The 26911-nt window shown below is 59.4% G+C and carries 18 protein-coding genes; 3 read left to right on the top strand and 15 right to left on the bottom strand.

Features of this window, described 5'->3' with window-relative positions:
• Positions 1-402: 402 nt before the first annotated feature.
• The 9 genes from AOC05_RS10820 to glf all read right to left on the bottom strand — a co-directional run bounded on the left by AOC05_RS10820 (position 403) and on the right by glf (position 11720).
• The gene (locus AOC05_RS10820; RefSeq protein WP_062007226.1) at positions 403-1386 is read right to left on the bottom strand and encodes a glycosyltransferase; all 984 of its coding nucleotides are present in this window, start codon (positions 1384-1386) and stop codon (positions 403-405) included.
• The gene (locus tag AOC05_RS10825; RefSeq protein WP_157374963.1) at positions 1383-3686 is read right to left on the bottom strand and encodes a hypothetical protein; all 2304 of its coding nucleotides are present in this window, start codon (positions 3684-3686) and stop codon (positions 1383-1385) included. Before AOC05_RS10825 ends, AOC05_RS10820 begins: the two co-directional genes overlap by 4 nt.
• Before the next feature lie 439 nt (positions 3687-4125).
• Positions 4126-5112, bottom strand: coding sequence for a Gfo/Idh/MocA family protein (locus AOC05_RS10830; protein ID WP_062007228.1), 987 nt, complete (start codon positions 5110-5112; stop codon positions 4126-4128).
• Positions 5113-6204, bottom strand: a complete 1092-nt coding sequence (locus tag AOC05_RS10835) for a DegT/DnrJ/EryC1/StrS family aminotransferase (protein WP_062007229.1) — start codon at positions 6202-6204, stop codon at positions 5113-5115.
• Positions 6201-6791: an acyltransferase gene (locus AOC05_RS10840; RefSeq protein WP_082357937.1), complete on the bottom strand. Its 591-nt coding sequence runs from the start codon at positions 6789-6791 to the stop codon at positions 6201-6203. The genes AOC05_RS10835 and AOC05_RS10840 overlap by 4 nt, the downstream gene beginning before the upstream one ends.
• 114 nt (positions 6792-6905) lie before the next feature.
• Complete coding sequence (locus AOC05_RS10845) at positions 6906-7634, bottom strand: ABC transporter ATP-binding protein (RefSeq protein ID WP_062007231.1); 729 nt, start codon at positions 7632-7634, stop codon at positions 6906-6908.
• A 1-nt stretch (position 7635) separates the two neighbouring features.
• Positions 7636-8514, bottom strand: a complete 879-nt coding sequence (locus tag AOC05_RS10850; RefSeq protein WP_062007232.1) for an ABC transporter permease — start codon at positions 8512-8514, stop codon at positions 7636-7638.
• A 6-nt stretch (positions 8515-8520) separates the two neighbouring features.
• The gene (locus AOC05_RS10855) at positions 8521-10539 is read right to left on the bottom strand and encodes a glycosyltransferase (RefSeq protein ID WP_062007233.1); all 2019 of its coding nucleotides are present in this window, start codon (positions 10537-10539) and stop codon (positions 8521-8523) included.
• Positions 10536-11720 (bottom strand): UDP-galactopyranose mutase, encoded by a 1185-nt coding sequence (gene glf / locus AOC05_RS10860; protein ID WP_062007234.1) that lies wholly within the window; start codon positions 11718-11720, stop codon positions 10536-10538. The genes AOC05_RS10855 and glf overlap by 4 nt, the downstream gene beginning before the upstream one ends.
• 264 nt (positions 11721-11984) lie before the next feature.
• Between glf and AOC05_RS10865 the strand changes: the two genes are divergently transcribed.
• Positions 11985-16064 (top strand): FtsK/SpoIIIE domain-containing protein, encoded by a 4080-nt coding sequence (locus AOC05_RS10865; protein ID WP_062007235.1) that lies wholly within the window; start codon positions 11985-11987, stop codon positions 16062-16064.
• Positions 16065-16086: 22 nt separating this feature from the next.
• On the opposite strand, the gene AOC05_RS10870 is transcribed toward AOC05_RS10865, so the two are convergent.
• The gene (locus AOC05_RS10870; RefSeq protein WP_231687099.1) at positions 16087-16566 is read right to left on the bottom strand and encodes a hypothetical protein; all 480 of its coding nucleotides are present in this window, start codon (positions 16564-16566) and stop codon (positions 16087-16089) included.
• A 232-nt stretch (positions 16567-16798) separates the two neighbouring features.
• On the opposite strand from AOC05_RS10870, the gene AOC05_RS10875 reads away from it, so the two are divergent.
• The gene (locus tag AOC05_RS10875) at positions 16799-17047 is read left to right on the top strand and encodes a WhiB family transcriptional regulator (protein ID WP_038469266.1); all 249 of its coding nucleotides are present in this window, start codon (positions 16799-16801) and stop codon (positions 17045-17047) included.
• Positions 17048-17104: 57 nt separating this feature from the next.
• Here the strand turns inward: AOC05_RS10875 and AOC05_RS10880 are convergent, their stop codons facing one another.
• The 4 genes from AOC05_RS10880 to AOC05_RS10895 form a co-directional block, all read right to left on the bottom strand.
• Positions 17105-18580 carry a sensor histidine kinase gene (locus AOC05_RS10880; protein ID WP_062007237.1) on the bottom strand — a complete coding sequence of 492 codons (1476 nt, stop codon included), beginning with the start codon at positions 18578-18580 and terminating at the stop codon, positions 17105-17107.
• A 65-nt stretch (positions 18581-18645) separates the two neighbouring features.
• Positions 18646-23439: an NAD-glutamate dehydrogenase gene (locus tag AOC05_RS10885; RefSeq protein WP_231687228.1), complete on the bottom strand. Its 4794-nt coding sequence runs from the start codon at positions 23437-23439 to the stop codon at positions 18646-18648.
• A gap of 177 nt (positions 23440-23616) precedes the next feature.
• Positions 23617-25197: an AAA family ATPase gene (locus tag AOC05_RS10890; RefSeq protein WP_062007238.1), complete on the bottom strand. Its 1581-nt coding sequence runs from the start codon at positions 25195-25197 to the stop codon at positions 23617-23619.
• Positions 25194-25835, bottom strand: coding sequence for a hypothetical protein (locus AOC05_RS10895; RefSeq protein ID WP_062007239.1), 642 nt, complete (start codon positions 25833-25835; stop codon positions 25194-25196). The genes AOC05_RS10890 and AOC05_RS10895 overlap by 4 nt, the downstream gene beginning before the upstream one ends.
• A 260-nt stretch (positions 25836-26095) precedes the next feature.
• Here AOC05_RS10895 and AOC05_RS10900 point away from each other — a divergent pair, with 260 nt between their 5' ends.
• Positions 26096-26317, top strand: coding sequence for a helix-turn-helix domain-containing protein (locus AOC05_RS10900; RefSeq protein WP_062009658.1), 222 nt, complete (start codon positions 26096-26098; stop codon positions 26315-26317).
• On the opposite strand, the gene AOC05_RS10905 is transcribed toward AOC05_RS10900, so the two are convergent.
• Positions 26314-26874 carry a hypothetical protein gene (locus AOC05_RS10905; protein WP_062007240.1) on the bottom strand — a complete coding sequence of 187 codons (561 nt, stop codon included), beginning with the start codon at positions 26872-26874 and terminating at the stop codon, positions 26314-26316. The genes AOC05_RS10900 and AOC05_RS10905 overlap by 4 nt on opposite strands.
• Positions 26875-26911 lie beyond the last annotated feature (37 nt).

Genomic DNA, 26911 nt, shown 5'->3' on the forward strand with positions numbered 1-26911 from the left:
GCGAGGAAGTGCACGGCACGTGGCTTTAGGACTATGGGGAACAAATGAAGACCTACCAGTGATTTCAAGACCATCGAGGATTTCCCCTCCGTGGAGCAGACCGCACCTATATGGACCTCAGAGGCAGGAAAGGATGGAGAGACAAAGCGGCTACCGCTATCCAGCCATCTCGTTTTTGGCACAGTCATGTTGCTAATCATTCGCTTTACTTTCTGCATCTTCACGGGCTGAGCCTGTATGGAACGGGTCAAGGAATTCCGAACAGCGGAGCCATTGATTTCCTGTACACCGCAGGTGCCGACTGTTGGAAGCTTACTAACCCCCATGGGTCCGGAATTGCCGGTGCCACGTACTGGAGGTCTCCAGACAGGTGACAGTCTTGGCACCTCCTCGTTGCACGTCCTAACTTTCCTTTGCTTCAGCACCCAAGTCTGCCGAGTACCTGCGACTCGAGAGGATGTAAACAGGACGACGGCGGGAGTCGTCACCAGCTCGCCACACGTATTCTCCAACGGTTTGTAACCCGATCAGAAGAGCTCCGCCGACCAATCCAATCAGGCCGCCCAAGAGAGTAAGTCCACCAGGTATGCCCTTGCCAAAAATCATGAGCACGATTGCGGCGAGCAGTGCCAGACCACCCAAGGAAGCCAAGATTACTCCGCCCAGGCCCAACCACTGCAAGGGGGCGCTGGAGAACTCCACGAAGGAATCCATGACCAGTTTGATCTTCTTCTTACGGGTCCACTTACTGGCTCCGTGAGGGCGGGGCATCTGCTCGAAGAAGATGTGCGTCTGGCTAAAACCCGTCCAGGCGATCATACCGAGGACGTTGCGGTTGGCCTCCGGCATCGCCCGAATAACCTCGATGACCTGGCGGCTGACCAGAATCTGAGATGGCCCCTCCTTTGGGTAAGTGGGGATGACAGAGTTTGTATTCAGTACGTGGGAGAACGTAGTGGACAGCAGGTCGTTGGCGCCCTTTTTGGCAGCGCGCACCGAACGGAGTCCCCATACAATTTCATTGCCTTCCCGCCACTTCGCCAAGAAATCTGCAATCGCACTCAGCGGCTCCTGGAGATCCGCGCTGAGTGTGATGGCAGCATCACCTGAGCAGTGTTCGAGCCCAGCGGTGATCCCGGCGTGTGACCCCCAATTGCGCGAAAGGGTCAGGACGGAAACCGATTCTCCCGGCACCGTCCCCGCCAGAATTGCCTCGCCAGTTCCATCTGAAGAGCCATCGTCAACAACCAGCATTTCGAAGTCTAAGTCCCGAAAGGTGGACTTGATCTCACGATAGAACTCGAGCATGCCCTCAACATGCTCAATCTCGTCGTAGGCCGGAAAAATTAAACTGACAAGTTTGGTTTCACGTACGGTATCGGTCATGATCGGTTCCTGATTTCCTTGGAATTCCCATTTGAAAGGACGTCCGCTGCCTTTCGGCGCCGTCGAACATCCCAGACTTCAAGGCCAATGGTTCCCAGCAACGCCAGCGCCAAGGCACCAATCCCTGCTGTGAATCCTGGTGGGGTAAAGCTGAGTACCAAATCCTTCTTCTGCGTTCCGGCGGGCACCTCTACCTGCAGGAGCCCAGCGGGCCCCGTCATGACGGGGATGCTGTTGTCGTCAAGAGTTGCTGTGTACCCCGGCCAGTTGAGCCGTGCAAACGAAACAATTCTGTCATTGCCATCAGTAGCCGAGACGTTAGCCGTTTCCCGGGTATCACTGAGTGAGACATTACTGTTGACTTGCACGTCAGCCCCATGGGTGCTGACCCGGCCCTCCTCGAATTCAAAAGGTGCATCCCGGGTGTAGACACTGACCTGATTATCTTCAGAGACCTTTGTCCATCCTTCAGGCGCAGGCGGTGATGTCACATCCGTTCCATGAGGACTGCCAGGACTCTCTGGAACCGGATCATTCCAGCGAACCACTGTTTGTACTCGCATCATGTCCGCCAACACGAAACTCGATCCAGCTGGTTTCTGCCACAAGGAAGCCCAGGCATCAACACAGCTTCCGCCGTAGTAACTCGCACACAGAGCATTGTCCAGCTTGGTAAAGCCGATGCCAGAATAGGAAGTGGTTGATTCCACGCCGACCGCGGCAAACATGTTGCCGAAAAGAATGTCTTTCCACGCACGATCAGGCGCAAGTGCGCCGGCCGGGAGCGTGTCACGGTTGGCAACGACCACAGTGAGACCCTTGTACTTTGCATCAAAATTGCTCTTCATGGCACTGCGGGACTGCGGGAAGTTGTAGTTTGCTACATTGTCGTTGGTCTTCATAAAGGATGTCTGCATGAACAGCACTAACAAAGTAGTAATGCCAAGGAACATGAAAAGCTGCCGGCCGGTGGGGCGGCGCCAGACAAAGAGGGCAACTAAAATAAGCGTCACAAGGGCAAACAGCGCATGCCATTTCCATGGCCCCGGCCGGTCAGACCAAGCCAGCCAGACACCAAATATGACAATACCAAAGCTCAACGAAGCGCGTAGCTTGAATTTATCCTTGCCCCATCCCTTGTCCAACGCCAGTGTAAAAATCAGCAACAACGCGAGGTAGAAGAAGGGGATGAGCCTCAAGGGCCATCTGAACATCCCCAGATTTGATGGACCAAGAACCAGAAACAGGTAGAAAATTCCGAAGGCGATGGCCGAGGACCAGATTTTCCAGCCCTTGGCCAGCGATTTGTACTTGATCCACGGAAGGAGCGGCATGACAAACCACGCCAAATAAGCCACCGGAACAGTGAAATACGGCAACCCGAATGCGCGAACGTAAATCTGGAAGCTTCCTGTACTCAATCCCATGATGTCGGAGAGGTTGGGAGAGAAGAATTCGTCGTTGAAGGTGGTGCTGTCGGCGCGAACACCAACTGAGGATGTGAGTACGAACGGCAGATAGATCAGAACGCAGGCCAGGGCGCCCAAAGCGCCAGCCAAAACTATCGTTCGAAAAGCCTTCCAGTTCTTTTGTATCCCCGCCTCAATGCAGCACGCGGCGATCACTGCGGCTGCGGCAAGTAGGCCATAGGGATTTCCGGTTGATCCCAGCAGATAGACCATCAATACGACGACGAATATAGGGGTCCGGCCTTCCACGTAGCGCTTGACCGACCACCACAGCCATGGTGTAAAAGCCATAATCGCTGTCCCGTTGATCCAGGCAGTGCCATCCATAAACAGGTTGTAACCGCTAATCGGCAAAACTGCACCCATGATGGCGCTGGCCCAAGGCCTGGCACCATAGGCGCGCGCCAGGAAATACGCACCAATGGCCATGATGAAGAAAAGTGCAAACTTCGCGACAGATATGGCCAGAGCCAAGTTATCGATGGGATATGTCCCAAGCATGAGTCCGACCATGACGGGGTTGAAAAGTCCTGTGGCCGACTCTGCTGCAAAATTGCCGCCACGCCACATGTCAATCTGCAGCAGAGGCAAATGTCCTGCCAGGATCTGCTCGGCAATACGCTGCCAGACACCCACTGCTGCACCTGCGGTGTCGTCCCAGTAATAAAAGTTGAAGGAGTTGCGCAGTGGCATGATCACGCCAACAGCGACGACAACCAACATGGAGAATATGGGCATGGCCCGGCGAACACTGCTCGTTTCAGCACCACGATTTCTGGGGCCGCGGTCGCTCGATTCATTCGGGCGATCGTCTTGCATAAGGGCAGACATCAGCTACGCCTCTCCTCTCATCCGGGTAACCACGTCTTTGACGGGCTCGTCCATTGTCACTGTGCCGTGGTCCAGAAGGACACTGCATTCACATAGCCGGGAATCTAGTTCAATTCAGTGACCGATAACTACCAGGGCCTTCCCAGTGTCGGCCAGTGCCTAGGTTCGCTCAATGCATTTCTTTTGGAACGACTCGCCCCCACCGACAAAGTGTCCTCACATAAAAACAAATCAGGGTCTATGTGGCGCTCATGGAAAAATCGCGTCAAAGATGCATTCCGGAGGAGCAGAACCTCACCCACTGTATCAATGAACTCACCATTCCCGGAAAATCAAGTGTTGAGCCAATTCGTTTCTGGATGCTCACCAACCGTCCCCCGACGCAAAAACGCGAACCCCGGCCGAGTGGCGGACTCCGCGAATTGCTCTTGGGACAAAGCTACAAGGTGACGACAGTTCCGTTGGTCCCCGCTTCCAAAACGGCTTCGGCAACGCGCAGCGTCTCCAGCCCCTCTTTCATGGTCACAACGTTCATTGATCGACCCAGAATGGCGTCACGGAAGGCCTCGTGCTCCATCTTGAGCGGCTCACGCTTGGCGAGGGCATACCTGATGGATGAACCTTCTGAGACACCACGGAAAGCAGCCACGGAATCCCATTCCGTCTCAAAAGTTCCATTTTCAATGAAGGTCAGATCCGCTGTGACAGTGTCAGCTACAAAGGCCCCGCCTTCGCCCGACACGACTGTCAGACGTTCCTTGAACGGGGAAACCCAGTTGACAACATGGTTGGTGATGATGCCGCCCTCTAGATGGCCGACGGCGGACACCAAGTCCTCATGGGGCCGTCCACTGCGTCTCGAGATTGCTGCAGAAACGGAGGTAAAGCGACTTTGAGCCAGCCAAGCGGTGAGGTCGAAGTCATGTGTTGCCAGATCCTTGACCACGCCGACATCGGCGATCCGCGCCGGGAACGGACCCTGACGGCGTGTTTGAATTTGGTAAACTTCACCCAAATCACCAGCCTCAAGGCGTTGGCGCAGGCGTTGCAGCGCAGGGTTGAACCGTTCGATGTGTCCCACTGCGCCCACCAAAGAGTTCTTGTCAAAAGCATCAGAGATCCGTCGCCCGGATGCCGAATCAATGGCGATTGGCTTTTCGACCAGAGCATGGATACCAGCTTCGGCCAACGCCGTCGCAACTTCCTCATGCAGCATGGTGGGAACAGCGACGACAGCCATGTCCACACCCTCGGCGATGAGTTCCTCAACGCTGGAGCACAGCTTCAGACCGTCGGCCACACCGTGGGGGTCGCCAAATGCATCAGCGACCGCCACCAGTTCAACGCCTTCAAGTTCGCGCAGGACCCGCCCATGGTGACGGCCCATCATACCGAGGCCGATAAGGCCCGCTCGCAACTTTGCCATTTAGCTTCCTGCCTTCGCCAGTGTGTTTACGGCTTCAACGATACGTTCCAAGTCGGACTTGCTCAGTGATGGATGAACCGGCAAGGACAAGACACTTTGAGCGGCCTCTTCCGTGTTCGGCAAATCATCCGATGTCGCGAATGGAACCAGTCTATGGTTCGGGATTGGGTAGTAAACACCGCAACCGATGTTGAATTCTTCCTTGAGTGCTTTGGCAAAACCGTCACGATCCACGGGCACCTTGATGGTGTACTGATGGTAGACGTGTTCGTATCCTTGGGCCACCTTGGGAGTGGTGATACCTTCCAGATTGGCGTCGAAAAACGCGGCATTTGCCTGGCGTGTTCTGGTCCACGCTCCAACCTTGGTGAGTTGGACACGGCCAATTGCCGCGTGGATGTTTGTCATACGGGCGTTAAAGCCAACCAGCTCGTTCTCGTACTGCCGCTCCATGCCCTGGTTACGCAACAAACGCAGCCGGCGCTCCACCTCAGGAAGGTTGGTGCTGACCATGCCACCCTCGCCTGATGTCATATTCTTCGTGGGATAAAGACTGAACATGGCAAAATCGCCAAAGGTCCCGACCTTCTTGCCATTGACCGCAGCACCGTGCGCTTGGGCGGCGTCCTCAAACAACTTAACATTATGCTTGTTAGCTATGGCATCAAAGGCCTCAGTTTCGAACGGGTGCCCGTAAAGGTGCACAGGCATGATCGCAGCCGTGCGATCGGTAATTTTCGTTTCCACGTCTGCAGCGTCAAGGCAGTAGTGCTCCAGCTCAATGTCGGCGAAAACCGGGGTTGCCCCGGTAAGCGCCACAGAGTTGGCCGTCGCGGCAAAAGTAAACGACGGGACGATGACTTCATCGCCAGGCCCAATGCCGGCGGCCAGCAAGCCAAGGTGTAGCCCTGACGTTCCTGAGTTAACAGCGACTGCGGCACGGCCGTCCAACAGCACCGAAGAGAATTCTTTCTCAAACTCGGCTACTTCGCTGCCTTGCGCAAGCTGGCCGCTTGCCAGCACAGCGTCGACTGCGCGACGCTCGTCGTCGCCAATGATTGGCTTAGCGGGGGGAATGAAATCCGGGCTCATGCCTCGACCTCTCGAAGGGTTTCGTTTTCTTCAACATACTTGTTTCCCGTTTCTGGGCAAATCCAAAAGTCTCCGTTTTTGGTCAACGGAAATCCAGCCTTCCCAACCCAGCGGATACGCCTAGCAGGAACCCCGGCCACCAAGGCAAAGTCGGGAACATCCTTGGTAACCACGGCACCCGCTGCGACGGTCGCCCAGTTGCCAATAGATACCGGGGCGACGCATACTGCTCGGGCGCCGATCGAAGCGCCGTCACCGATAGTAACTCCGGCAGGCTCCCAATCCTGTGCGCTCTTTAACGTGCCATCGGGGCTAACAGACCGCGGGTAGGTGTCATTCGTAAGCACCACGGCTGGACCGATGAAGACGCCGTTGCCCAGTAGAGCGGGCTCATAAACAAGTGCATAGTTCTGCAGCTTACAGTTGTCACCCATAGTGACGCCGGAACCGACATATGCACCACGTCCAACGATACAGTTCTTACCTAGCTTTGCACCTTCGCGAACCTGGGCAAGGTGCCAAATTTTGGTACCTTCGCCAATATCTGCCGCTTCGGAGACATCGGCACTTGGGGCAATCGTGGTCAAAGTTTTCGGTCCTTTCTGGAGCACCTCAGATGAATCAACCTTGCCATCCTATCGGAGAAAGTACCCTGAACAGGATATTCCCGGCTGCCGGACTGGCCACCAGGAAGTCAACGGCTACTGACCACGGAGTTTTGCCACCGCCTCCTGAATCGGCCCGTCGAACGTTACATTTCCGTGATCCAGAACAACACCCCGATCACAAATGCGTGCGACCAAATCCAAATCATGGCTGACAACTACCAAAGTCCTGCCATCAGCTGCCAGTTCTTGTATTTTGGCTATGCACTTCCGCTGGAACGGCTCGTCACCAACCGCAAGAATCTCATCAACTAAAAAGACTTCTGGATTGGTGTGAACAGCAACTGAAAAAGCCAGTCGTAGGTACATGCCGGAGGAATAAAACTTAACTTCCGTGTCAATGAAGTGACCGATTTCTGCAAATTCAACAATCGAGTCAAAGCGATCGTTGATCTGTTCTTCGGTCATGCCCAGGATTGCGCCATTGAGGTAGACGTTCTCCCTGCCTGAGAGGTCGTGGTGAAACCCTGCACCGACCTCGATCAGCCCGGCAACTCTTCCTCTCGTTCGCACTGTTCCAGTATCCGGAATCATGACGCCAGAAATGTGTTTCAATAAAGTCGACTTGCCCGATCCGTTGAATCCAAGCAGCGCAACAGTTTCTCCTTGCCGGACCTCAAGGTTCACATCTTTGAGAGCATGGAACTTTTCAGATAGGTCACCTTTTCTGCCCGAGACGACCCAGACAAAGGCTTCCTTGATCGAACGGGAATGCCGCAGCACGAACTGCTTGCTGATGCCTTTAACTTCAATTGCTACGGTCATTCTAGAGCTCCTGCGCAAAGCGGCCTTCAAGCCGCCGGAAAGTCAGCTGACCCCAAATGAGGACCCCCGCTGAAACGATGAGGGCTACGGGCACCCAGATACTCAATAGGTTTGGTGGAATGCCTGCGCTTTCATCGGTTGTGGGCAACCAAAATGCGTAGTGGAACGTCTCCACAGCAACCGTGATCGGGTTCAACTGGTAGAGGGTAAACCAAGATTCACCCAATTTGTTATGCACCATGGTCCAGGAATACATGACAGGTGACGCCCACGTAGCCACCATGAGAAGCATGTCCACAAAGTTTTCGGAGTCCCGGAAGTACACATTTGCGGCACCAAAAAGCAATCCCAAACCAGTGGCCAGCAGAGTGACAATGATGAAGCCAATTGCAGCCGCGGCCAACTGCAGTAGCGACGGATGCCAACCGCTGAAAAAGCAGGCTGCCAACAGGATGAGCAGCTGTGGAAAGAAGTGGACCGCTGAGACCCAAACTGAGGCCACCGGGAACAGTTGGCGGGGTAAATAGATTTTTTTGATCAATCCACCATTGCCCACAATGGACCGTGAGGCATTTCCCAGAGCTTCGGTGAAGAAGTTGATCAACACAATGCCGGAAAACAAGTAGATGGCGTAGTTGGGCAAACCCGACTTATTCGTCGGACTTTGCTCCAAACCCATAAACACACCGAGCGCCACGTAGAACACCAAGAATTGGACACCGGGTTTAATGTAAGACCACATGAGACCCAGCACTGATCCGCGATAGCGAACCTTGAGCTCCTTGCGAACCAAGAGCTTCAGCAGAAAACGTGCCCGGACTATATCCGCCAGTCCGCCGCTTACTCCCGGGCGGACCAGCTCATCATTGGTTTGGGTCATGGTTTGCTATTTCTCACTTTTTTCGCTGTGCGCGGCAAAAGTCTTTCCCCACTGCTCCATGGAGGTAATCCGCGGCAGCGCTTCCCGGTACTCGGCGCTTAGCTTGTTCCAGTTGCGCAACAGATCTGAGTAGACAAGGCCACTGGAGGTAATCGCCTGGCGAACTTTCCGGGGGTCTCGTTTATACCAGGAGACACTTGTCCCGTCAGCTTTGGAAACCAAGGCACTGTCAAACTGGGAAATTCGCCACCACTTGTTGTCTTGATGAGCCAAAAAGGCCTCGGGGTGTTCCTGGTTTACATCGTTGACCGGTTTGACTAGCTGTCGCAACACATTACGGGCAGCCCAGGGTGCCAAGGTTACGTAGCTTGGCGGCCGAAGACTCTTGCCGCGGCGCGGCATTTTGTGAGATTTCAGGGCCGGGAAGTCCTCGAGTTCAGAATGGAATTGCGTCTCAGTGAACTCTGTACCCAGCTGGCGAATTTCTCCCAACTTCGTGGCAAGGATTTCGTGAAGAACGTCCGGGCCACGCAGCAGATCCTGCATGGCCCGCATTCGTGCCTGCACCGTAAAGTACTGCATGGACATCAGATGCTTCACGTCGGTCTTGAAAGCATGCTCAAAGAGACCGCCAGCCCGCCGATAGGGGCTGTGGAGCAAGGCATAGATGTATCTGTTTCGTGCATGGAAGTATGCTTGCCAATCAACAGAATCATCTTTGTCAATCCAAGAAATGTGCCACACCGCTGACCCTGGCAAGGATACGGTCGGGAAGCCGGCGGCCTTGGCGCGTACCCCATACTCCTGATCGTCCCACTTGATAAAGACAGGCAAGGACAAGCCGATCTCACGAATGACTTCAGTGGGAATCAGGCACATCCACCAGCCGTTGTAATCAACATCCACTCGTCGGTGCATCCACGATGTTTGACGCAGGTTGCTCTGGCTAAAATCGTGACGCATCCGCTGGCCCGGGTTTGGCTCCGCGGGCTTTATCGAATAGGCATCAATGGTTTCACCGAAGGTGTGCAAGATGTTGCGGTCATGCAAATCAAACATGTGACCGCCCACAATTGTGGGTTTCTTGCAGAAGTCGGCAAAGGTGATCATTCGTTCGATGCTCTCTGTTTCCAGTACCACATCGTCGTCAAGGAGCAGCACGTAGTCGCTGCCATTCTGGACGGCTTCGTACATGCCGCGGGCAAAGCCGCCAGATCCGCCAAGATTGTCCTGGTTGATGATTCGCAGCTTACCTGCGAGTGCTTCTGCCACCTCGACGAACCCGTCTGCGTCAGTAACCTTCAGTGAACCCTGGTCGACAACAATCAGTTCTCGAACATTTTTCAGGCAGTCAGGATCGGCTGCCAGAAGCTCCAGGTTGTTGATGCAGTACGACTGCTTGTTCATCGTGGTGATTTCCACGGTCAACGAACCTTCAATCCTGCGCTCGGCTTCCGTTTGCCATTCAGCACCCTGGAATTGGAAATCTCCAGCTCCGCCGGCAACATCAAACCAGTACCAACCGCCATCGCCAAAAGGATTCAAACTGAGGTCAAAATTGGTAAGTGCGTCTTTGTCGGAAACTTTGGTGGTCGCGACGTGTTGCAATGAACCACGGGCGTTGGACTTATAAACACTAACGTGTCCTTGTCCGGAGGTTCTGACGGACAGCCGAATATCGCGGACTGTCGTCCATCGCCGCCAGTAGCTGGCAGCAAAAGCGTTGAAGTAGGTGCCAAACGAAACTCGCTCGCCAGGCCTGACGATGAGTGACTCTCGGGAAAGAACGTCGTCCGCGTGGGCTGGGGTCTGAGCAGCCAAAACCTTCGCGGACGACATGACGGCTTCTCGTCGAGAAACTAAGCCATCCTCACTCTCGACTGCCGCGCTGACTGCAAGCCCTGCGTCGACGTAGAGGGGAAGGGTTTCCATCTGTCCGCTATGGGGCAGAATAACCCGCTGGATGGTGCTCCACTGCTGGGACTGCGCCGCCACCGCATTTTCTGTCTTTTCGGCTACGCTCATGCGTCAACTCCTCCGCTTCGCAGCTTTGCTCCGCCAGTGAAGTGCGGCTTGATCTTGTTGTCAAACATGTTCAGGGCGGAGCCGATGGCCATGTGCATGTCCAGGTACTTGTAGGTGCCCAGGCGACCACCGAACAGTACATCAGACTCGCCGTTGGCGAGGTCGCGGTAGGCCAACAGCTTCTTACGGTCATCGCTGGTGTTGACCGGGTAGTATGGCTCGTCGCCCTTTTCGGCAAAGCGGCTGAACTCACGCATGATGACCGTGGCGTCCTTGGTGTAGTCGCGTTCCGGGTGGAAGTGGCGGAACTCGTGGATGCGCGTGAACTTCTGCTCTTCATCCGGGTAGTTCATGACCGAGCAGCCCTGGAAGTCCTCGATCGGGAGCACTTCCTGCTCCAGGTCGATGGTGCGCCAGGACAGATCGCCTTCGGCGTAGTCAAAGTATTTATCAACCGGGCCCGTGTAGATGACCGGGACCTGGCCGGTGACAGCCTTGCGCGAGTATTCGCCGTCGTCGAAGAAGTCCGTGTTCAGCACCACCTCGATGTTCGGGTGGTCCGCCATGCGCTCAATCCACGCCGTGTAGCCGTCCACGGGAAGACCCTCATGGGTGTCGTTGAAGTAGCGGTTGTCGTAGTTGTAGCGCACCGGCAGGCGGGAAATGATCGACGCCGGCAGGTCCTTGGGGTCCGTCTGCCACTGCTTGCCCGTGTAGTGCTTGATGAACGCCTCGTACAGCGGGCGGCCAATGAGCTGGATGCCTTTGTCATTCAGGTTGGTCGGATCCGTGCCGGCCAACTCGCCAGCCTGCTCCTGGATCAGCGCACGCGCTTCACCCGGGCCCATGGCTGAGCGGAAGAATTGGTTGATGGTGCCCAGGTTGATGGGCATCTGGTAGACCTCACCCTTATGGGCGGTGTAGACCTTGTGCTGGTAGTTGGTGAACGCGGTGAAACGGTTCACGTACTCCCACACACGTTCGTTGGAGGTGTGGAACAGGTGCGCGCCGTAGCGGTGCACCTCGATGCCCGTCTGCGCCTCGTTCTCGCTGTAGGCGTTCCCGCCAATGTGGTGGCGGCGGTCGATGACGGCCACCTTGAGTCCCAGCTCGGTGGCGGCACGTTCTGCAATGGTTAGGCCAAAGAAACCCGAACCGACGACGACTAGGTCAGCGTTCACAAACTCTCCTGATGTTCATTGCGTAGCGGTTTACGGGCACAGCGGTGCCGCGACTACCTTTCAAGGTTACCCGACGGTTATCTAATTTTCACTTTCACCCACTATGAGCCAAGGCACCTTGCACCACGCCCACGGCGGCAATATTGCTGTTGGTCCCTCCACAAGCATCCCTGTCACGGCACTTTCTAACAAGGTACGACGACGGTGCTTGCGGACTCTTTTTCCTCGCCTAGGCTCGGGCGTAGGGGCTGGGAAAGGTGAAACATGCGACTGGAAATCACTGCCGTTGCAGGGCCGGGCACTGTCCCGTTTCAGCCTGTTGAGCTGAGCATTTCAATCCCTGTCTCCTCGCCGCCTCCCGAGGATGCGTCCAGTCCTGGAAGCAACATTCACCCCGCGCTTGCGCTCCGCTGGCCGGAAAGCACCTTCACGGTGGCCGGCCGCTGCGTGCAGGAGCTGATTCCGGGGCGGCGGCCGTTGACTGACGGGGCTGTTGTGGTGGTTCACCCGGCGGGTGCTGGTTCGGGCGCTGGCAGCACATCGGCGCCACGGGATCCGGCACAGCGGCCAACGGTCCCCGCACACGCCTTGTTAACTGTGCACTCCGGGCCCGGCGCGGGAGCAGTTTTTCCACTGCGCCGGGGCAGCTACACGCTGGGCCGGGGACAATGTGAGATTGTGATCGCCGATCCCACGCTTTCCCGGCATCACGGCACCCTGGAAGTGGGCGAGCAGTCCATGACCCTGACCGCGGGGCCGGGATCTGTTGGTTTCTCCGTGCTGCGCAGCTGGCGAGACGCCCCGGCGGCGAGCGCCATACCAGTGAAGGGGCCGGTGCGGGTTCAGGCAGGCGATCTGATCCGTTGCGGCAGCTCGAGCTGTTCCATCGTATTGGACACCCCGGCAGGTGGTGGCGGCCCTGCCTCAGGGGCTGGCTCGAATAACCCCGCTGCTTGTTGGAATGTCGCGGCACTAACACCGTTGGTGGTGCCCCACACCGCCGAATCGGGGCGGGGCCGGTGGGCGATGCTCGCGGCGGCTTTGCTACCCCTGGTGATAGGCGTCCTCATCGCGTTGCTCACGGGGTCCTGGGTGTTTCTGGCGTTTGCCGGAATGGGTGCCCTGGCTGCGCTCATCCCTTTGGTTGGTGGTCCCAAAAGGCGGCGGCTCTTTGCCGTCGCCATTGCGGACGCCACGGTCCGGGACACGGACCGGCGCCTTGCCGCGTTCCCCGGCGCGGATGAACTGGTCATGCTTGCCCATGCCGCTGGCGCGCCGGGCACGGACACCGACGCGTTCCCGGGCCGGGGTCCGCCGGCGGGGCAACTTGCTCTGCGCGTGGGCACTGCCGAGCAGGCTGCGTTGCTGGCCCTGTCCCCCGCCAGGCCCGGCTTCACGCCTCCGCTGGTCCGTGAACTACCGGTGACAGTGCCGCTGGAGGCCGGGGTACTGGAGATTGACGGCACCGCCGCGTCCACCGCGCTGCTGCTGAATTTTTTGCTGATGCAATTGGATGCCGCCGCAGTTCCGGTGGTCCTGATGGGTCCTCTTGCCGATCTACCGCTCTCGGCCCGGTTCCTGGCCCAGACGGTGCTGGCTGCTTCCCCCGCTGCAGCTGTGATGGCTGTCGCTGCCGCGGTGCGGGACGCCGCTACCCCCTGCGTGCTTGTTTCCATCCATGAGCCGCCGGAGCCAGTCACGGCGGCATTTCCGGAATTGCGCGTGGTTCACTTCCGGTCCCCAGCCGCTTACTCGGTGGTAGCTGCTGCGGGCCAGCAGGCAAACCGCTGGCGGTCTCTGAACGCTAACAATGCCGGAGGCACCTTCAACGGGCTGGCTTTCGTTCCTGACGGCGTCCCTGCAGCGGTCTTCAGCAAGTACGCCAGGGACAGGGGTTCGGGGCTGCACAGACCCTCACCGCCCACAGACTTGCGGCCCCTGCACCTTCCACGGCAGGCTGCGAGCACCCCTGAGGCAGTGTCACGGGTGTGGCGTGGCGCTGCGAATACTCCCCTTGGCCCGGTCACGATTGGGGAGTCGGTGCACGGCGAGGAGCTCTTTGACTTCACCCACGACGGTCCGCACCTTCTGGTGGGTGGCACCACGGGGTCGGGAAAATCCGAATTCCTGCGAACACTGGCCGGAAGTTTGGCTGCTGCGCACTCCCCCGCAGACCTGCAATTTGTCCTCCTGGACTTCAAGGGCGGCGCGGGCCTGGGCCCCCTGGTGCAGTTTCCCCACACCACATCTCTGATCACTGACCTTGATGGCCACGGGATGGAACGCACGCTAGCTTCCTTGCGGGCGGAAATTCACCGCCGCGAGAGGACCTTGGGTCTGGCCGGTGCCGCCGACTCCGATGTTTACAGGAGCATGCTTTCGACGCCGGGCGGTCGAACCGCCGCCCGGGACACTCGTTCGGGCATGGCCCACCTGGTGATTGTGGTTGATGAATTCAGGGTTCTGGTGGACCAGTTCCCGTTGGCCATGACGGAGCTCATGCGGATTGCAGCGGTCGGGCGATCGCTGGGCATTCATCTGGTCATGGCCACGCAACGGCCCCAGGGCGCCCTCAACGCCGACATCCGGGCCAACGTCACCAGCTCCGTGTGCCTGCGCGTCCAGACCACCTTTGACTCGCAGGATGTGATTGGCACCGCACTTGCCGCAGCCATCGGCGTCGACACCCCTGGACGGGCCTACATTCGCCGGGCTGGCACTCCACCCATCGAATTTCAGTGCGCCACCTTGCGGTTGCCAGATTCAGGACACAACGAGCGAGTCGCCGCGGAACTGGCCACCGTCGTACTCGCTGCCAGAGCCAACAACGCCGCGCCGCCCAGTTCGTTAGTTGAGGCCAGCGACGTGGCACCCGTTGCAGCCCTGCTCAGTGACGCCTGGCAGTTGCTCACCAGCCAGGACGCCACCATCCTGGCAGCACCCCACGTTGTCGCACCCGGGCTGCCCCCTGATGTGGAGACCAGGGCGGCGGAGTTTCCCTTGCCTAGGACAGATCCAGAATCACTTCTCATGGGGCTGGTGGATGTGCCTGAACGTCAGTCGTTGGAGCCACTGCTATGGTCCCCCGAACAGCATTCGCATCTGGCCTGCATCGGCAGACCCGGCACCGCCTCGGCCGTGGTGGGCCTCATTGCCGAACGAATGCTCGCAGCCAACACCGTCCGGCACAAGGATCGGCAACGGTTCCTGTACCTGCTCGACGGCGACGGGTCACTGGCACCATGGGCTGGCAATCCGCAGGTGGGCGCGCATGCCACACCGCTCCGCCTAAGAACAGCGGCGCGACTATTGACCAGGCTCACTGAGATGGGCAGTGCCACCAAGGAGCCGCTGGCGCTATGCGTCAGCGATTGGGGACGTTGGGTGGGAGCCCTGCGATCCAGCCCCTGGCCCGGGGCCGAGGACGCCATGGCCGAGCTGGTTCGCCAAGGCCAGGTGACGGTAGTTCTCGGGGGCGAAAGGGAGCTGCTCACGGCGCCCTTTATGGCAGCCATCCCGAACCGCGTCTTCCTGCCGTTTGGGGCGAGCTGGGAATCACGGCTGTTCTGGCCCAAGACGCCACAGTTCCCCGACAACCCTGGGAGGGCAACCATCTTTGGTCCGTTCAATGCGGCGGCAGCTCAGGGGCCCGCAGACTGCGCCCACGTGGCACAGCTTGCCCGTCCCGAGCCAGCTCCGCAGGGTGCCCCTGGTGACAAGCGGACACGGCACGGACCGGTGGTCCAGAATCATTTCGGAGCGCTCCCGCCCCTTGTCGTCAGGGACCTGCCGGAGAACCTCACCGTGGCACAAGCCCGTGCCAGCGTAACCACGGCCGCCGGTGTCCCGCCGGTGCAAACACCAACCATTGTTGTGGGTCTCGGAGGTGACTGCTCCATACCGATTTCCGTGTCGCTCACTGCCGGGATGGCGCTCCCTGTCATGGGCGGTCCAGAATCGGGAAGGTCCACTTTTATCAACGCTGTCAAGGCACTCAATGGCTACTTGCAAGGAGGCCAGCCGGGACGTGCCGGTCACCAGGACGCCATCATGTGGGTAGACGATCCAGCAACCTTGTCCGCTGAACAGCAGGCTGCCCTCACGCAAGGGCTGGCGGAAGGGAAGTCAATGGTGCTCACCATGTCCAATCACCTAAACGCCGCAGCACGTCTGCCTCTGGAGTGGGGACTGCGCACTGCCGAGCTGGGGATTGTGCTTCGCCCGCGCAGGTCTCAAGATGGGGAAATCTTCGGAGTTCGGCTTGACACGGAAGGGTCCGAGCCGCCGGGACGAGCTGTCCTTATAGACCGGGGCCGCTGCGAATGGTTCCAGTTCCCCTATTAGCGACCCGGGCTAGGAACATGGACTAGATAACCGGGTGCTCGCCGCCGGCTCGCAGCGAAAATGACACCACTGTGGGCGTGAACAAGTAATAAATGGCTGCCAATGCCGGGAGCAAGAGCGCCAAACCGGTGAACGTGGCGCCGCTCAACAGGGCTGGCATTGCTATCGCCACCATCAGCAGTTGCCAAACAAACGCCGCGGAGCGGGTCCACCGGAACCCCTTAAACGCGTTGACCGTCACGGCGGCAAGTGCCGCAGCCAAGGCAAAGATCAGCACGATCAAGAAGACGGCACTGGCCATGGAATGCGGGGTCTGCGTAAATACACCAATAGTTAACCAGACGCCAGCCGCGGCAAGCCCCAACGCCTCCAGTCCGAGCACCACAGTGATGACATAGACCCCCAAGGGGCGGGCGAGGTGCTGCTCAGGTACGTGGGGCTCCTGCCCATCCTGTGGTTGCGGATCCGGCTGCTCTGATGGGCTCTGCGAAGGTCTTGACACAAGTGAACCTTATCCGAGAAAGTCAGGGAACCACCACGGGCACGGCTGTCATTGTGACCTATCGCTCACGGCATGAGACGAACTAATACACGAAAACCCCTTGTTTACAAAGAGTTAACATGACAGGCTTAACTCGATGACCTAAAGGGGCCTACGTGGCCCTTTTCTTATGTGGCCGAACGTGAAATATTTCACAAGCAGGCTCCCGTTATAAAAGGAATGAGTGATCAGCATGGACTGGCGTAGTCGCGCAGCCTGCCTCGACAAAGACCCGGAATTGTTTTTCCCCGTGGGAAACACCGGACCGGCTTTGTTGCAGATCGAGGAAGCAAAAAGCGTGTGCCGTCGTTGCCCAGTCATCGATACCTGCTTGAAGTGGGCCATCGAGTCTGGCCAGGACGCTGGAGTGTGGGGCGGACTCAGTGAGGACGAGCGCCGTGCCATGAAGCGCCGGGCAGCTCGCGCACGCCGGGCCAGCTAGCCTCACGCAATACTTCTTATACAACTGACCCGGGGCGCGAGACCCGGGTCAGTTGTTTTAATGCCTGCTGATCAGCGCCATATCCAGCTTCACCACGGTGCCACCACCGGCCCGCGGGGTCCACTCAATGGTCCCGCCAAGTTCGCTGGTGACCAGGGTGCGCACAATCTGCAGCCCCAACCCTTCCGCAATATGCCCAGACGGCAACCCAACCCCATCGTCGGCGATGGTCACCGCCAAAGCGTCGTCGCCGGCGTCGTTCTTATAGCGGTTTGCGGTCAGCGAAACTGTTCCTTCACGGTCCTGCAGCCCATGCTCGACGGCGTTGGTCACCAGTTCATTGATCACCAGGGCCAAGGGGGTGGCAAAATCGCTGGGCAATTCCCCAAAGATGCCTTCCCGTTCGGTGCTGACCTTCTGCGCGGGTGAGGCGACCTCTGCCGAGAGCCTGAACTGCCTTTCGATCAGCTCGTCAAAGTCAACGCTCTGGGCCAGACCCTGGGACAGTGTTTCGTGGACCAGGGCAATGGTGGAGACCCGGCGCATGGCCTGTTCCAGGCCTTGTTTGCCCTCTTCGCTGTGCATGCGCCGGGACTGCATGCGCAATAGCGCAGCCACCGTTTGCAGGTTGTTCTTGACCCGGTGGTGAATCTCCCGGATCGTGGCGTCCTTGGTAACAAGTTCTTGTTCGCGGCGGCGCAGCTCGGAGACGTCACGGCACAGCACCAGAGCCCCAAAACGTTCGGTGGCGTCCCGTAGGGGAATGGCCCTTAGCGAGAGGCTCACGCCGCGGGATTCTATCTCGGTCCGCCACGGCATGCGCCCCGTGACCACCAGCGGCAGCGTCTCATCCACCATCCGCCGGTCCTTCAACAGCTCCGTGGTGACCTCGGCCAGGGACCGCCCTTCCAAGGCCTCCCCGTCACCGAGGCGGCGGAATGCGGAGACGCCGTTGGGGCTGGCGTACTGGACAATGCCGTCCACGTCCAGGCGCAGCACACCATCACCGACGCGGGGGGCACCTCGCCGGGACCCCGTGGGCGAGGCGAAGTCGGGCCACAAGCCCAAGGTTCCCATCTTCAACAGGTCATAGGCGCACTGGCGGTACGTCAGTTCAAGCCGGGACGGCATGCGTGAACTGGACAAATCCATGTGGGTGCTAATGACGGCCAGGGTGCGGCCATTGCGGACCATGGGGATGGCTTCAACCCGCATTGCCATGTCCGGGCTCCAAATACTTGTCTCATTGGAGCGTTCGATGTTCTGGCTGCGCCAGGCGGTGCTGACCAACGGTTCAAGCTCGGCCTGGATGGTTTCACCAACAAAGTCGGTGTGGAACATGGTGTGGCTCGTGGAGGGTCGCACATGTGCCAAGGCCACGTAGCCTTTTTCGGGATGCGGAAACCACAACACCAGGTCGGCGAAGGAAAGATCGGCAATCAGCTGCCAGTCCCCCACCAAGAGGTGCAGCCATTCGGCGTCGCCTGGCCCAAAATCAGCGCCGTCCCTGATCATGTCGGCAAAGATGGCCACCTATGGCTCCTTCTGTAATCAGGCGGTGCCCGGCTGCATGCAGCCGGGCACCGCCACGGTTGGTCCTAGCGCCGAACGATCGAACGCAAGAGCCTCAATGCTACCGACAACGACGCCATATCGTCTTGTTCGAGCTCGTTGACCTCGGCAAACATCTTGTTGGCCCGGGTGAGCTGCTCCTTGTTCGCCGCTTCCCAGCCCTCAATGCGTTCCATGGTGCCGGCACCGTCTTGCGTGCTGGCTATCACGTTGCGTGTCATATCTGCCGTGGTGGCATAGAGGTCATCTCGGAGGGCCGCACGGGCCAGGGCCTGCCAGCGGTCATTGCGTGGCAGTGCCGTAATCCGCTCCAATAGGGCATCCACGCCGTAGCGGTTGTACAACGCGTAGTACAGGCTTGCCACATCCTCGACGGGTTCATCGACTTGTTCGCTGACCTTGGCAACGGCAAGCAACGGGAATGTTTCAAACAGTTCCGCCCACTGCCGCCCCAGAGCATCCGGCATCTCAAACGCCCTGGCACGCTTGTACAGTGACGCCACACGGGCCGCATCATCGCCCTGGAAGAAGGAATCCATCGTGGTCCCGAGGGATGCGACCACCGGCTTGAACTGGCCAATGACCTCCTCAACGCTGTGCTGGCCCATTCCTTCATTGATCAGCCACCGCACGGCGCGGTCAAGGAGCCGGCGCATGTCCAGTTGGACCATGCACCACTGCTCCGTGGGGAACGACGGCGGCAGCTCGCGCAGGGACCGCGTCATCTGATCGAAATCAAAGACCTCGTGTAGCGCCACGAAGGCCTTGGCGATCACCACTTCATCCGCGGAGGACTCCTCCATGGCACGGAAGGCAAAGGTGATGCCACCCAGGTTCACCATGTCATTGGCCACCACGGTGGCGATGATCTCCTTGCGCAGGGGGTGCGTGTCCAGCTCCGCGTCGAAGCGTTCGGCCACGCGTGCCGGGAAGTAACGGCGCAGGGTTTTCTTAAACCACGGGTCATCAGCCAAATTGCTGTCCGTCAGGGCCGTGGCCAGTTCCATCTTGGCGTAGGCGGCCAGCACGGCCAGCTCCGGGGACGTCAGCCCCTGCCCGCCTTGCAGGCGCTCCTTCAGTTCCGCGTTGCTGGGCAAGGCCTCGATTTCCCTGTCGAGGTCGCCGTGGACCTCCAGCCAGTCCATGAACCTCTCGTAGCTGGGGCTCCACTCCACCACTCGCTGGCGGTCGTTGAGCAACAGCACGTTCTGGTCAATGTTGTCCTCCAGCACCAGGTGCCCGATCTCATCAGTCATGGACATCAAAAATTCGGTGCGTTCTGCGGGGTCAAGTTTGCCCGCAGCCACCATACGGTCAACAAAGATCTTAATGTTCACCTCATGGTCCGAACAGTCCACACCAGCGGAGTTGTCAATGGCGTCGGTGTTCAAGATGACCCCGTGCAGAGCCGCTTCGACACGTCCGCGCTGGGTCATGCCCAAGTTCCCGCCCTCGCCAATGACCTTCACACGCAGGTCCTTGCCATCTACGCGGATACTGTCGTTGGCCTTGTCCCCGGCCGCTGCGTGGGCTTCGGTGCTTGCCTTGATATACGTTCCAATGCCGCCGTTGTACAGCAGGTCGGTGGGCGCCAGCAGCACCGCCCGGAGCAGTTCTGGCGGGCTCAGCTTCACTGTTCCTGCAGGCAGGCCCAGCACCACCCTGACCTGTTCGGAGATGGGGATCGACTTGAGCGTGCGTGAATACACGCCACCACCGGCGCTGATCAGCTCCGTGTTGTAGTCCTGCCACGACGAACGCGGCAGATCGTACAACCGTTGGCGTTCGTCAAAGGCGATGCCCGTCTGCGGGCTGGGGTCCAGGAAAATGTCGCGGTGGTCGAAGGCCGCCACCAGCTGGACATGGCGTGTACGCAACAGCCCGTTGCCGAAGACGTCTCCGGACATGTCGCCAATGCCAACTGCCGTGAACTCCTCAGTCTGGGTGTCGACGTCGAACTCGCTAAAGTGCCGCTTGACGGACTCCCAAGCACCGCGGGCCGTGATGCCCATGGCCTTGTGGTCGTAGCCCACCGAGCCTCCCGAGGCGAAGGCGTCACCGAGCCAGAAACCGTAATCGGCCGAGATGGCGTTGGCCGTGTCGGAGAAAGAGGCCGTGCCCTTGTCCGCGGCCACCACCAGGTAGGTGTCATCGGTGTCGTGGCGGACCACGTTCTCTGGCGGCACCACCACCTGGCCGGCGTCGGTGGTCACCAAGTTGTCGGTGACATCGAGCAGGCCGCGAATGAACGTTTTGTAGCTTTCCTTGCCCTCAGTCATCCACGCGCCGCGGTCCAGGGCCGGGTTGGGCAGTTGTTTGGCGAAGAAGCCGCCCTTGGCACCGGTGGGCACGATGACCGCGTTCTTGACGGTTTGCGCCTTCACCAGACCCAGGACTTCGGTGCGGAAGTCCTCACGACGGTCGGACCATCGCAGGCCACCACGGGCAACCTTGCCAAAGCGCAGGTGCACGCCCTCAACACGCGGGGAGTAGACCCAGATCTCGTACATGGGGCGTGGGAACGGCAGTCCGTCGATCAGGGCTGGATCCAGTTTCAGGCTCAGGTAGTCCCGGCCCCGGTAGTAGTTGGTGCGCAAGGTGGCCTCGACCAGGTTCGCGATGGTGCGCAAAACCCTGTCGGCATCCAGTGTGGGGACACCCTCAAGTGCTGTGTTCAGGCGGGCCCGAACCTCCTCCACCCGGGCGGTGCGTGTGGCGTCCTCGCCCCGCGGATCGAACCGTGCAACGAACAATTCAACCAAGGCGCGGGTGACCGTGACGTTGTGCAGGAGCGTGTCGGCGATGAAGCCAAAGGAGTTGGTGTTGCCCATTTGGCGCAGGTATTTGGCGTAGGCGCGCAGGATGACGACTTGCCGCCAGTCCATACCCTCGGTGAGCACCAGGCGATCAAAGAGGTCAGATTCGCTGGCACCGGTGTTCGCGGCGCCAAAGGCATCGCTGAGTAGCGTGGCAGTAGCCAGGGGGTCCACGCCTGCAGGGTATTTCAGGCCGAGGTCGTACAAGAAGAAATCGCGCTTGTCCGCGGTGCCAATCTCAAACGGGCGTTCGTCAATGACTTCGATGCCCAAGTTGTGGAAGAACGGCAGAATCTTGCTCAGGCTCTGCGGATGCGCCATGTACAGCTTGACGCGGGCGTCCTCCTGCAATAGGTCTGCCGCAACGGTAGGCAGGTAGACGTGCATGCCCGGCGCGCACTTGTCCGGGCTGATTCCGGCGGCCACCACCTGCTTGTAGTTCGTGTCGAAGGCTTCAAAGCGTTTGATGTCCTCCAGCGCGTCTTCCACTTCGAAGTCCACCCGGTAGCTGTTGGGGAAGGCGTCGGACCACTTCTCGCCCAGGCGTTCAGCAATTTCCAGGGGAAGCGATTCGCGCAGTACCTGGGCGATACCTTCGGGCCAGGAGCGGGCGGCCAAGACCAGGCGCTGTTCCAGCTCGGCGGTTTTCAGGTCTGCCGGTACAAAATATTCTTTGGGCAGGCGGATGCGGAAGAACAGGCGGGCTAGAACCGACTCGCTCATTCGTGCCTCAAAGTCGATGGAGACGGCGTTGAACGTCCGCGTGAGCTCCTCTTCAATGCGGCGGCGTACCGCCGTGGTGTAACGGTCACGGGGAATATAGACCATGGCCGACATGAAGCGCCCGTAAATGTCCGGGCGCAGGAAGAGCCGTGTCCTACGGCGTTCGGCCAGCCGGAGGATGCCGTCGGCGGTCTCAATCAAGTCATCGATCTCAATTTGGAACAATTCGTCGCGAGGGTAGGTCTCCAGAACAGCGAACAAGTCCTTGCCCGAGTGCGAGTTGGGCGGGAAGCCAAAGTGGCGCAGCACGGCGTCGACCTTCTCTCGCACCACGGGGATGTTGCGCACCGACCCGGTGTACACGGCGGAGGAGAACAAGCCGATGAAGCGTTGCTCGCCATTGACGTTGCCCTGCGAGTCAAAGGACTTAATGCCGATGTAGTCAAGGTACGCGGCACGGTGCACGGTGGACCGGGAGTTGGCCTTGGTGATGACCAGGACGCGCTTCTCGCGGGCCTTGCGCTGGCCGGTGGTGGTCAGGTGCTGGACCGTGGGGTGGCTGGAGCCGTCACGCAGCAGGCCAAGGCCGCTGCCTTCCCGGTTGACCAACACATCTTCACCATCCCTCTTGACCAGGTCGTATTCCCGGTATCCGAGGAAGGTGAAGTTGTCGGCATCCATCCAATGCAGCAAGTCCTCAGCCTCACGGATGTCCGTCAGGGATTCCCCGGCGAGCTGGGTGGCCAGCACCTCGGCACGGCTCAGCGCCTTCTCGCGCATCGCCGGCCAGTCCTCCACCGCGGCACGAACATTGGTCAGGATCTTGGTCAAGCCCTCCACCACGGCAATCTTGGCGGCGTCGTCGGCCTTGGAAATTTCGACGGCGATCCACGACTCAAGGTGCGAGGAGTTGTCGCCGGCGGCGATCAAGTGCGCGATGCTGGGCATGGTGGAGGTGTCCCCGCTCGCCACACCGGCATGGGAGGGAACCTTGTTGATACCTGTCAGCGCGTGGGATTTGCGATCCCGCGAGACAACGAACATGGGGTGGGTGACTAGGCGGATGGCCATATTTTGGTGGACCAGCTCTGCGCTGACCGAATCCACCAGAAACGGCATGTCGTCGGTGACGATGTAGACCACACTGGCGTCGCGTTCATCAAGGACCTGGACCTTGATGGAGCCCGGCTCCCTCTCGGAGGCGACCCTCTTGTGTGCCATCACCCGGGAATTCAGGACGGCCGGCTCGTAGGCTGCGGCATCTTCCTGCGCCAAATGCATGTAGTAGTCGGAAATAAGTGCCAGATCACCGGCGCTCAACTGTTCGGGAACGTGCACAGAATCGGTCGTAGGTGAGCTAGACGACATAAAACAAACGCCTCCGTCAAAGAGTAAAAGACCGCTTCTTTGCAGTCCCATAACGAGCCTAGCCCGTATTCTCAGGCCTCGCTGTGGCGATTACGACAGCAGTTTTTGGTTTTGCTGGACAGGTGCACAACAGATCTTCAGGATTGCCCGCCGCAAGGCCGAATCGGGTGCAACTTCGGATAAGAGCCTTCCCTCCAGCAAGGCCCTGTCCAGCACGTCGGCATCCCAGGGCAAAAAATGGGTGATGGGAATTCCTGGCCCAAACCGTTCCCAGGCCTGCTCGAGGGCCTTCTGGGGTGCGGTTCCGGCAGCCTTCTTGCGTACCTTGTTCAACACCACTTCAATGGTTGCCCCGGCACACACCTCAGGCAATTCCGCCAACGCACGGATCAGCCTCGGGATCCCGATGGCGTCGCTGTTGCCAATGGCGAAGATGACATCTGCTTGAGCCAGTGCGCTCAATGTTGCGCCATTGCGGCGTGGGGCCACGCTGTCATAGCTGAGCTCTTCATCGCTTTCCAGACAAAACCCACAATCGATGACCACTACATCAACCATCTTCTGAGCCGTTTGCAGCACTCTCTCAACAGCGGCGGCACGAAGTTCGGGCCAACGTTCGGATCTGGTCAATCCGGTCAAGAGCGCAAAGGTGCCGCCGGCAAAGACCACAACCGAGGAGATCCGTTCCAATTCTGCGGTGGTGAGCAGTCCTTGATCGGCAACCCTGCACGCTTGGGCAAAAGAGGCGGACTCGTCGAGTAAGCCAAGGGTCGCCGCGACGCTCGCGCCATAACTGTCTGCATCCACCACCAGGACCTTGAGCCCCTGGGCCGCCCATTCGGCGGCCAGGTTGATGGCAAGGGTGGTGCGTCCAGGCGATCCGGCAGGGCCCCAGACGGCGACAGTTTGGTGCTGCGTGCGCCCGTCAGGGGCAGAAAACGGATTCACGGTGGTTCCCGCCGTCACCGCTACTGCGCGCGCCCTACCTTCGGAGCCGGCGGCCTTGCGGGCTGGGAAAATTGAGAAGGCAGCGCGGACCTTGGCCAAGCCACGTGGCGGGCTGCCAGTCCGGGCGCCCACCTGCTGGCCGGTTTGCCGGCTGCTGCCGTGCCCCCGCGACGGGACCTGTTGCGCCGATGCCGCACCGCCTGCCTCCGCACCGGCTGCCGCTGCCCTACTTGCCTCCGAGCCAAGCGCCCGTGGCGGGGGGTTGACGGCACCGCCCTGGCCGGCGTCGAACCTCACCCCGTCGTCCCCATCGCCGGGCTTTGGGATGGGAAGCCGGGCGGTGGGAACGCCAAAGCCAGCCGATTGCGGGTACCGGCGTGCGTTGAGGGCCCCGAGCACCGCCTCAGTGATTGCTTCCGGTGTGGGATTCGCCGGCACGGCGACCGCACCAATTCCACGCAGCCGGGTGGCCTCTGCCGGATCCGCGGCAATGGCGACCAGGCTAACCCCCACCGCAGTCAGCCTGTCCACCAACGTGGCCTTGAGCTGGTCAGCGGATTCGGCAACCACGGCCACACTGGCAAGTCCGCTCTGGCAGGCAGCGAGCAAGTCAAGCAGCTCCGGACAACGCCTGATCACCTTGATGGTGCCGCGCAGTTCCTCCAACGCATCAATGACGTGGTTCCCCGTGTCGCCCACTGTGACAACGTTGACCGTATTCATCGCGTGGCTCCGGGATTCCAGACCACGGAAACTTTTGCCTTGTTGGCGACCGCCCCCAGAATCTTGGGCATTTGCTGGTCGGTGACAAGGACCATCAACTGTGTGGATTTTCCAGAACCCAAGCCGGTCGATGCGGCGGTCAAGGCAGCAACCTCGGCCCCTGGCAACATGAGCACCGGTTCGTTGTAGCCGTTGCGTTCATCAGGCAGGGCAACCCAGACATCCACGGACGTTCCAACCACCACTTCCTTGGGCAGCGGCTCGCCCACTGTCACCGGGGCCGGTTTCCGGTCCAACGCGTCGGTGCTGCCGATACTAGAGCGGGACACCAATTCACCCGCGGGGACCATCCTGACTGCCACCGCATTTGGTTGCAGGGATATACCGGGGTGCAAATATTTGGTATCCACCTCCCCCAGGCGCACCTGGACAACCTCGAATGACTGCTCGGTGATGGGCTGACCCACCGTCAGGGCGTCTTTGGCGACATACATGGGGATGCTCTTATCCGCACCGCCAACCAAGGCCACGACCGATGCGACGGAGGCCAGAACCAGCAAAATTCCAACGAAGAGCCGGGGATCTTTCCATGAAGGTGTTCCGAGGCGTGGCGCCCCCGACCGCTCCTGCCCGCTCATGGTTCCTCCCAAGGGGCCCGTTCACCGGCTCCTTGGACAAGGAACTGGGTGCGGAAGTGAGGGAGTTCACGTCCCCCCTTTGCACGGATTGCACGGACCGTAGTGACCTTATTTCTACCGCCGAAACCGCACGGTTGGAAGTCTTTGGCGAACAAAGACAAAAATCTGTGGAAAACACCGCGAGGGCCTTCTCCCGCCCGCTGGTGAACAAACAGTGGATAAGACGAGCCAAATGTGGCAACGAGGAGGATAATGGGTTCATGCCTAGATTCTTGACCTTGGCCGACGTGGCCGAACAACTTCAAATCTCAGCCGCCGCCTGCTACGCCCTTGTGCACAGCGGCGAGCTTCCCGCCTTCCAGATCGGCGGGCGGGGGCAGTGGCGCATTGACGAGGCAAAGTTTGAACAGTTCATTGATGAGCGCCACGCTGCCGCTCGGCGCATGCTCGCTACCGATAAACCCCAACCCAAGAAGACCTAAAACTCGTTTTCCGCTGAAGACATGATGGCTGTCACTGCATCCAAGGGGACAACGACGCTTCCTTGCTGATTCGCCTGGCCTCGGCCCACGCCGTCGGCCAATTGTGTCAGGACCACAAAATCCGCACCCACCTGCTCCACCACGCCCCGAACAGTGGTGGTATGGGGCGAGTCGAGCTCCAACACCACAGATGCCCGGTTGCGTGCCAGAATGCGTAGTGCCGACGCCAATGTATAGCGGATTCGTGCCAGCTGTTGGGTGCGCGCTGATCCCAGACCCCGCACCCTGACCACCTTTGCCAGTGGCAGGATCAGCGAGCGATTTCCCTCCCGCAGCAGGATCCACTGGCTCTCCACCCGGGCCACCGTGCCATGATGGACCACGCCGTTGCGCATGAGCACGGAGATCCTCTGACCCAGCGCACCCCTGAGGACATCAGCCAGCGTGACCAAGGCGGCTTCCACCCTGGCCCGTTCATTGATTTCGCGTTCCAAATCTTCCTGCGAGGCAGCATGCCATTGGGCATCCAGGTCCCCAAAAAGCCCGTCCCATCGCATGTCGTCACGCTAGGGGGTTCCACGGGCCACGTCAACA

The organism is Arthrobacter alpinus, assembly GCF_001294625.1.
Taxonomy (GTDB): domain Bacteria; phylum Actinomycetota; class Actinomycetes; order Actinomycetales; family Micrococcaceae; genus Specibacter; species Specibacter alpinus_A.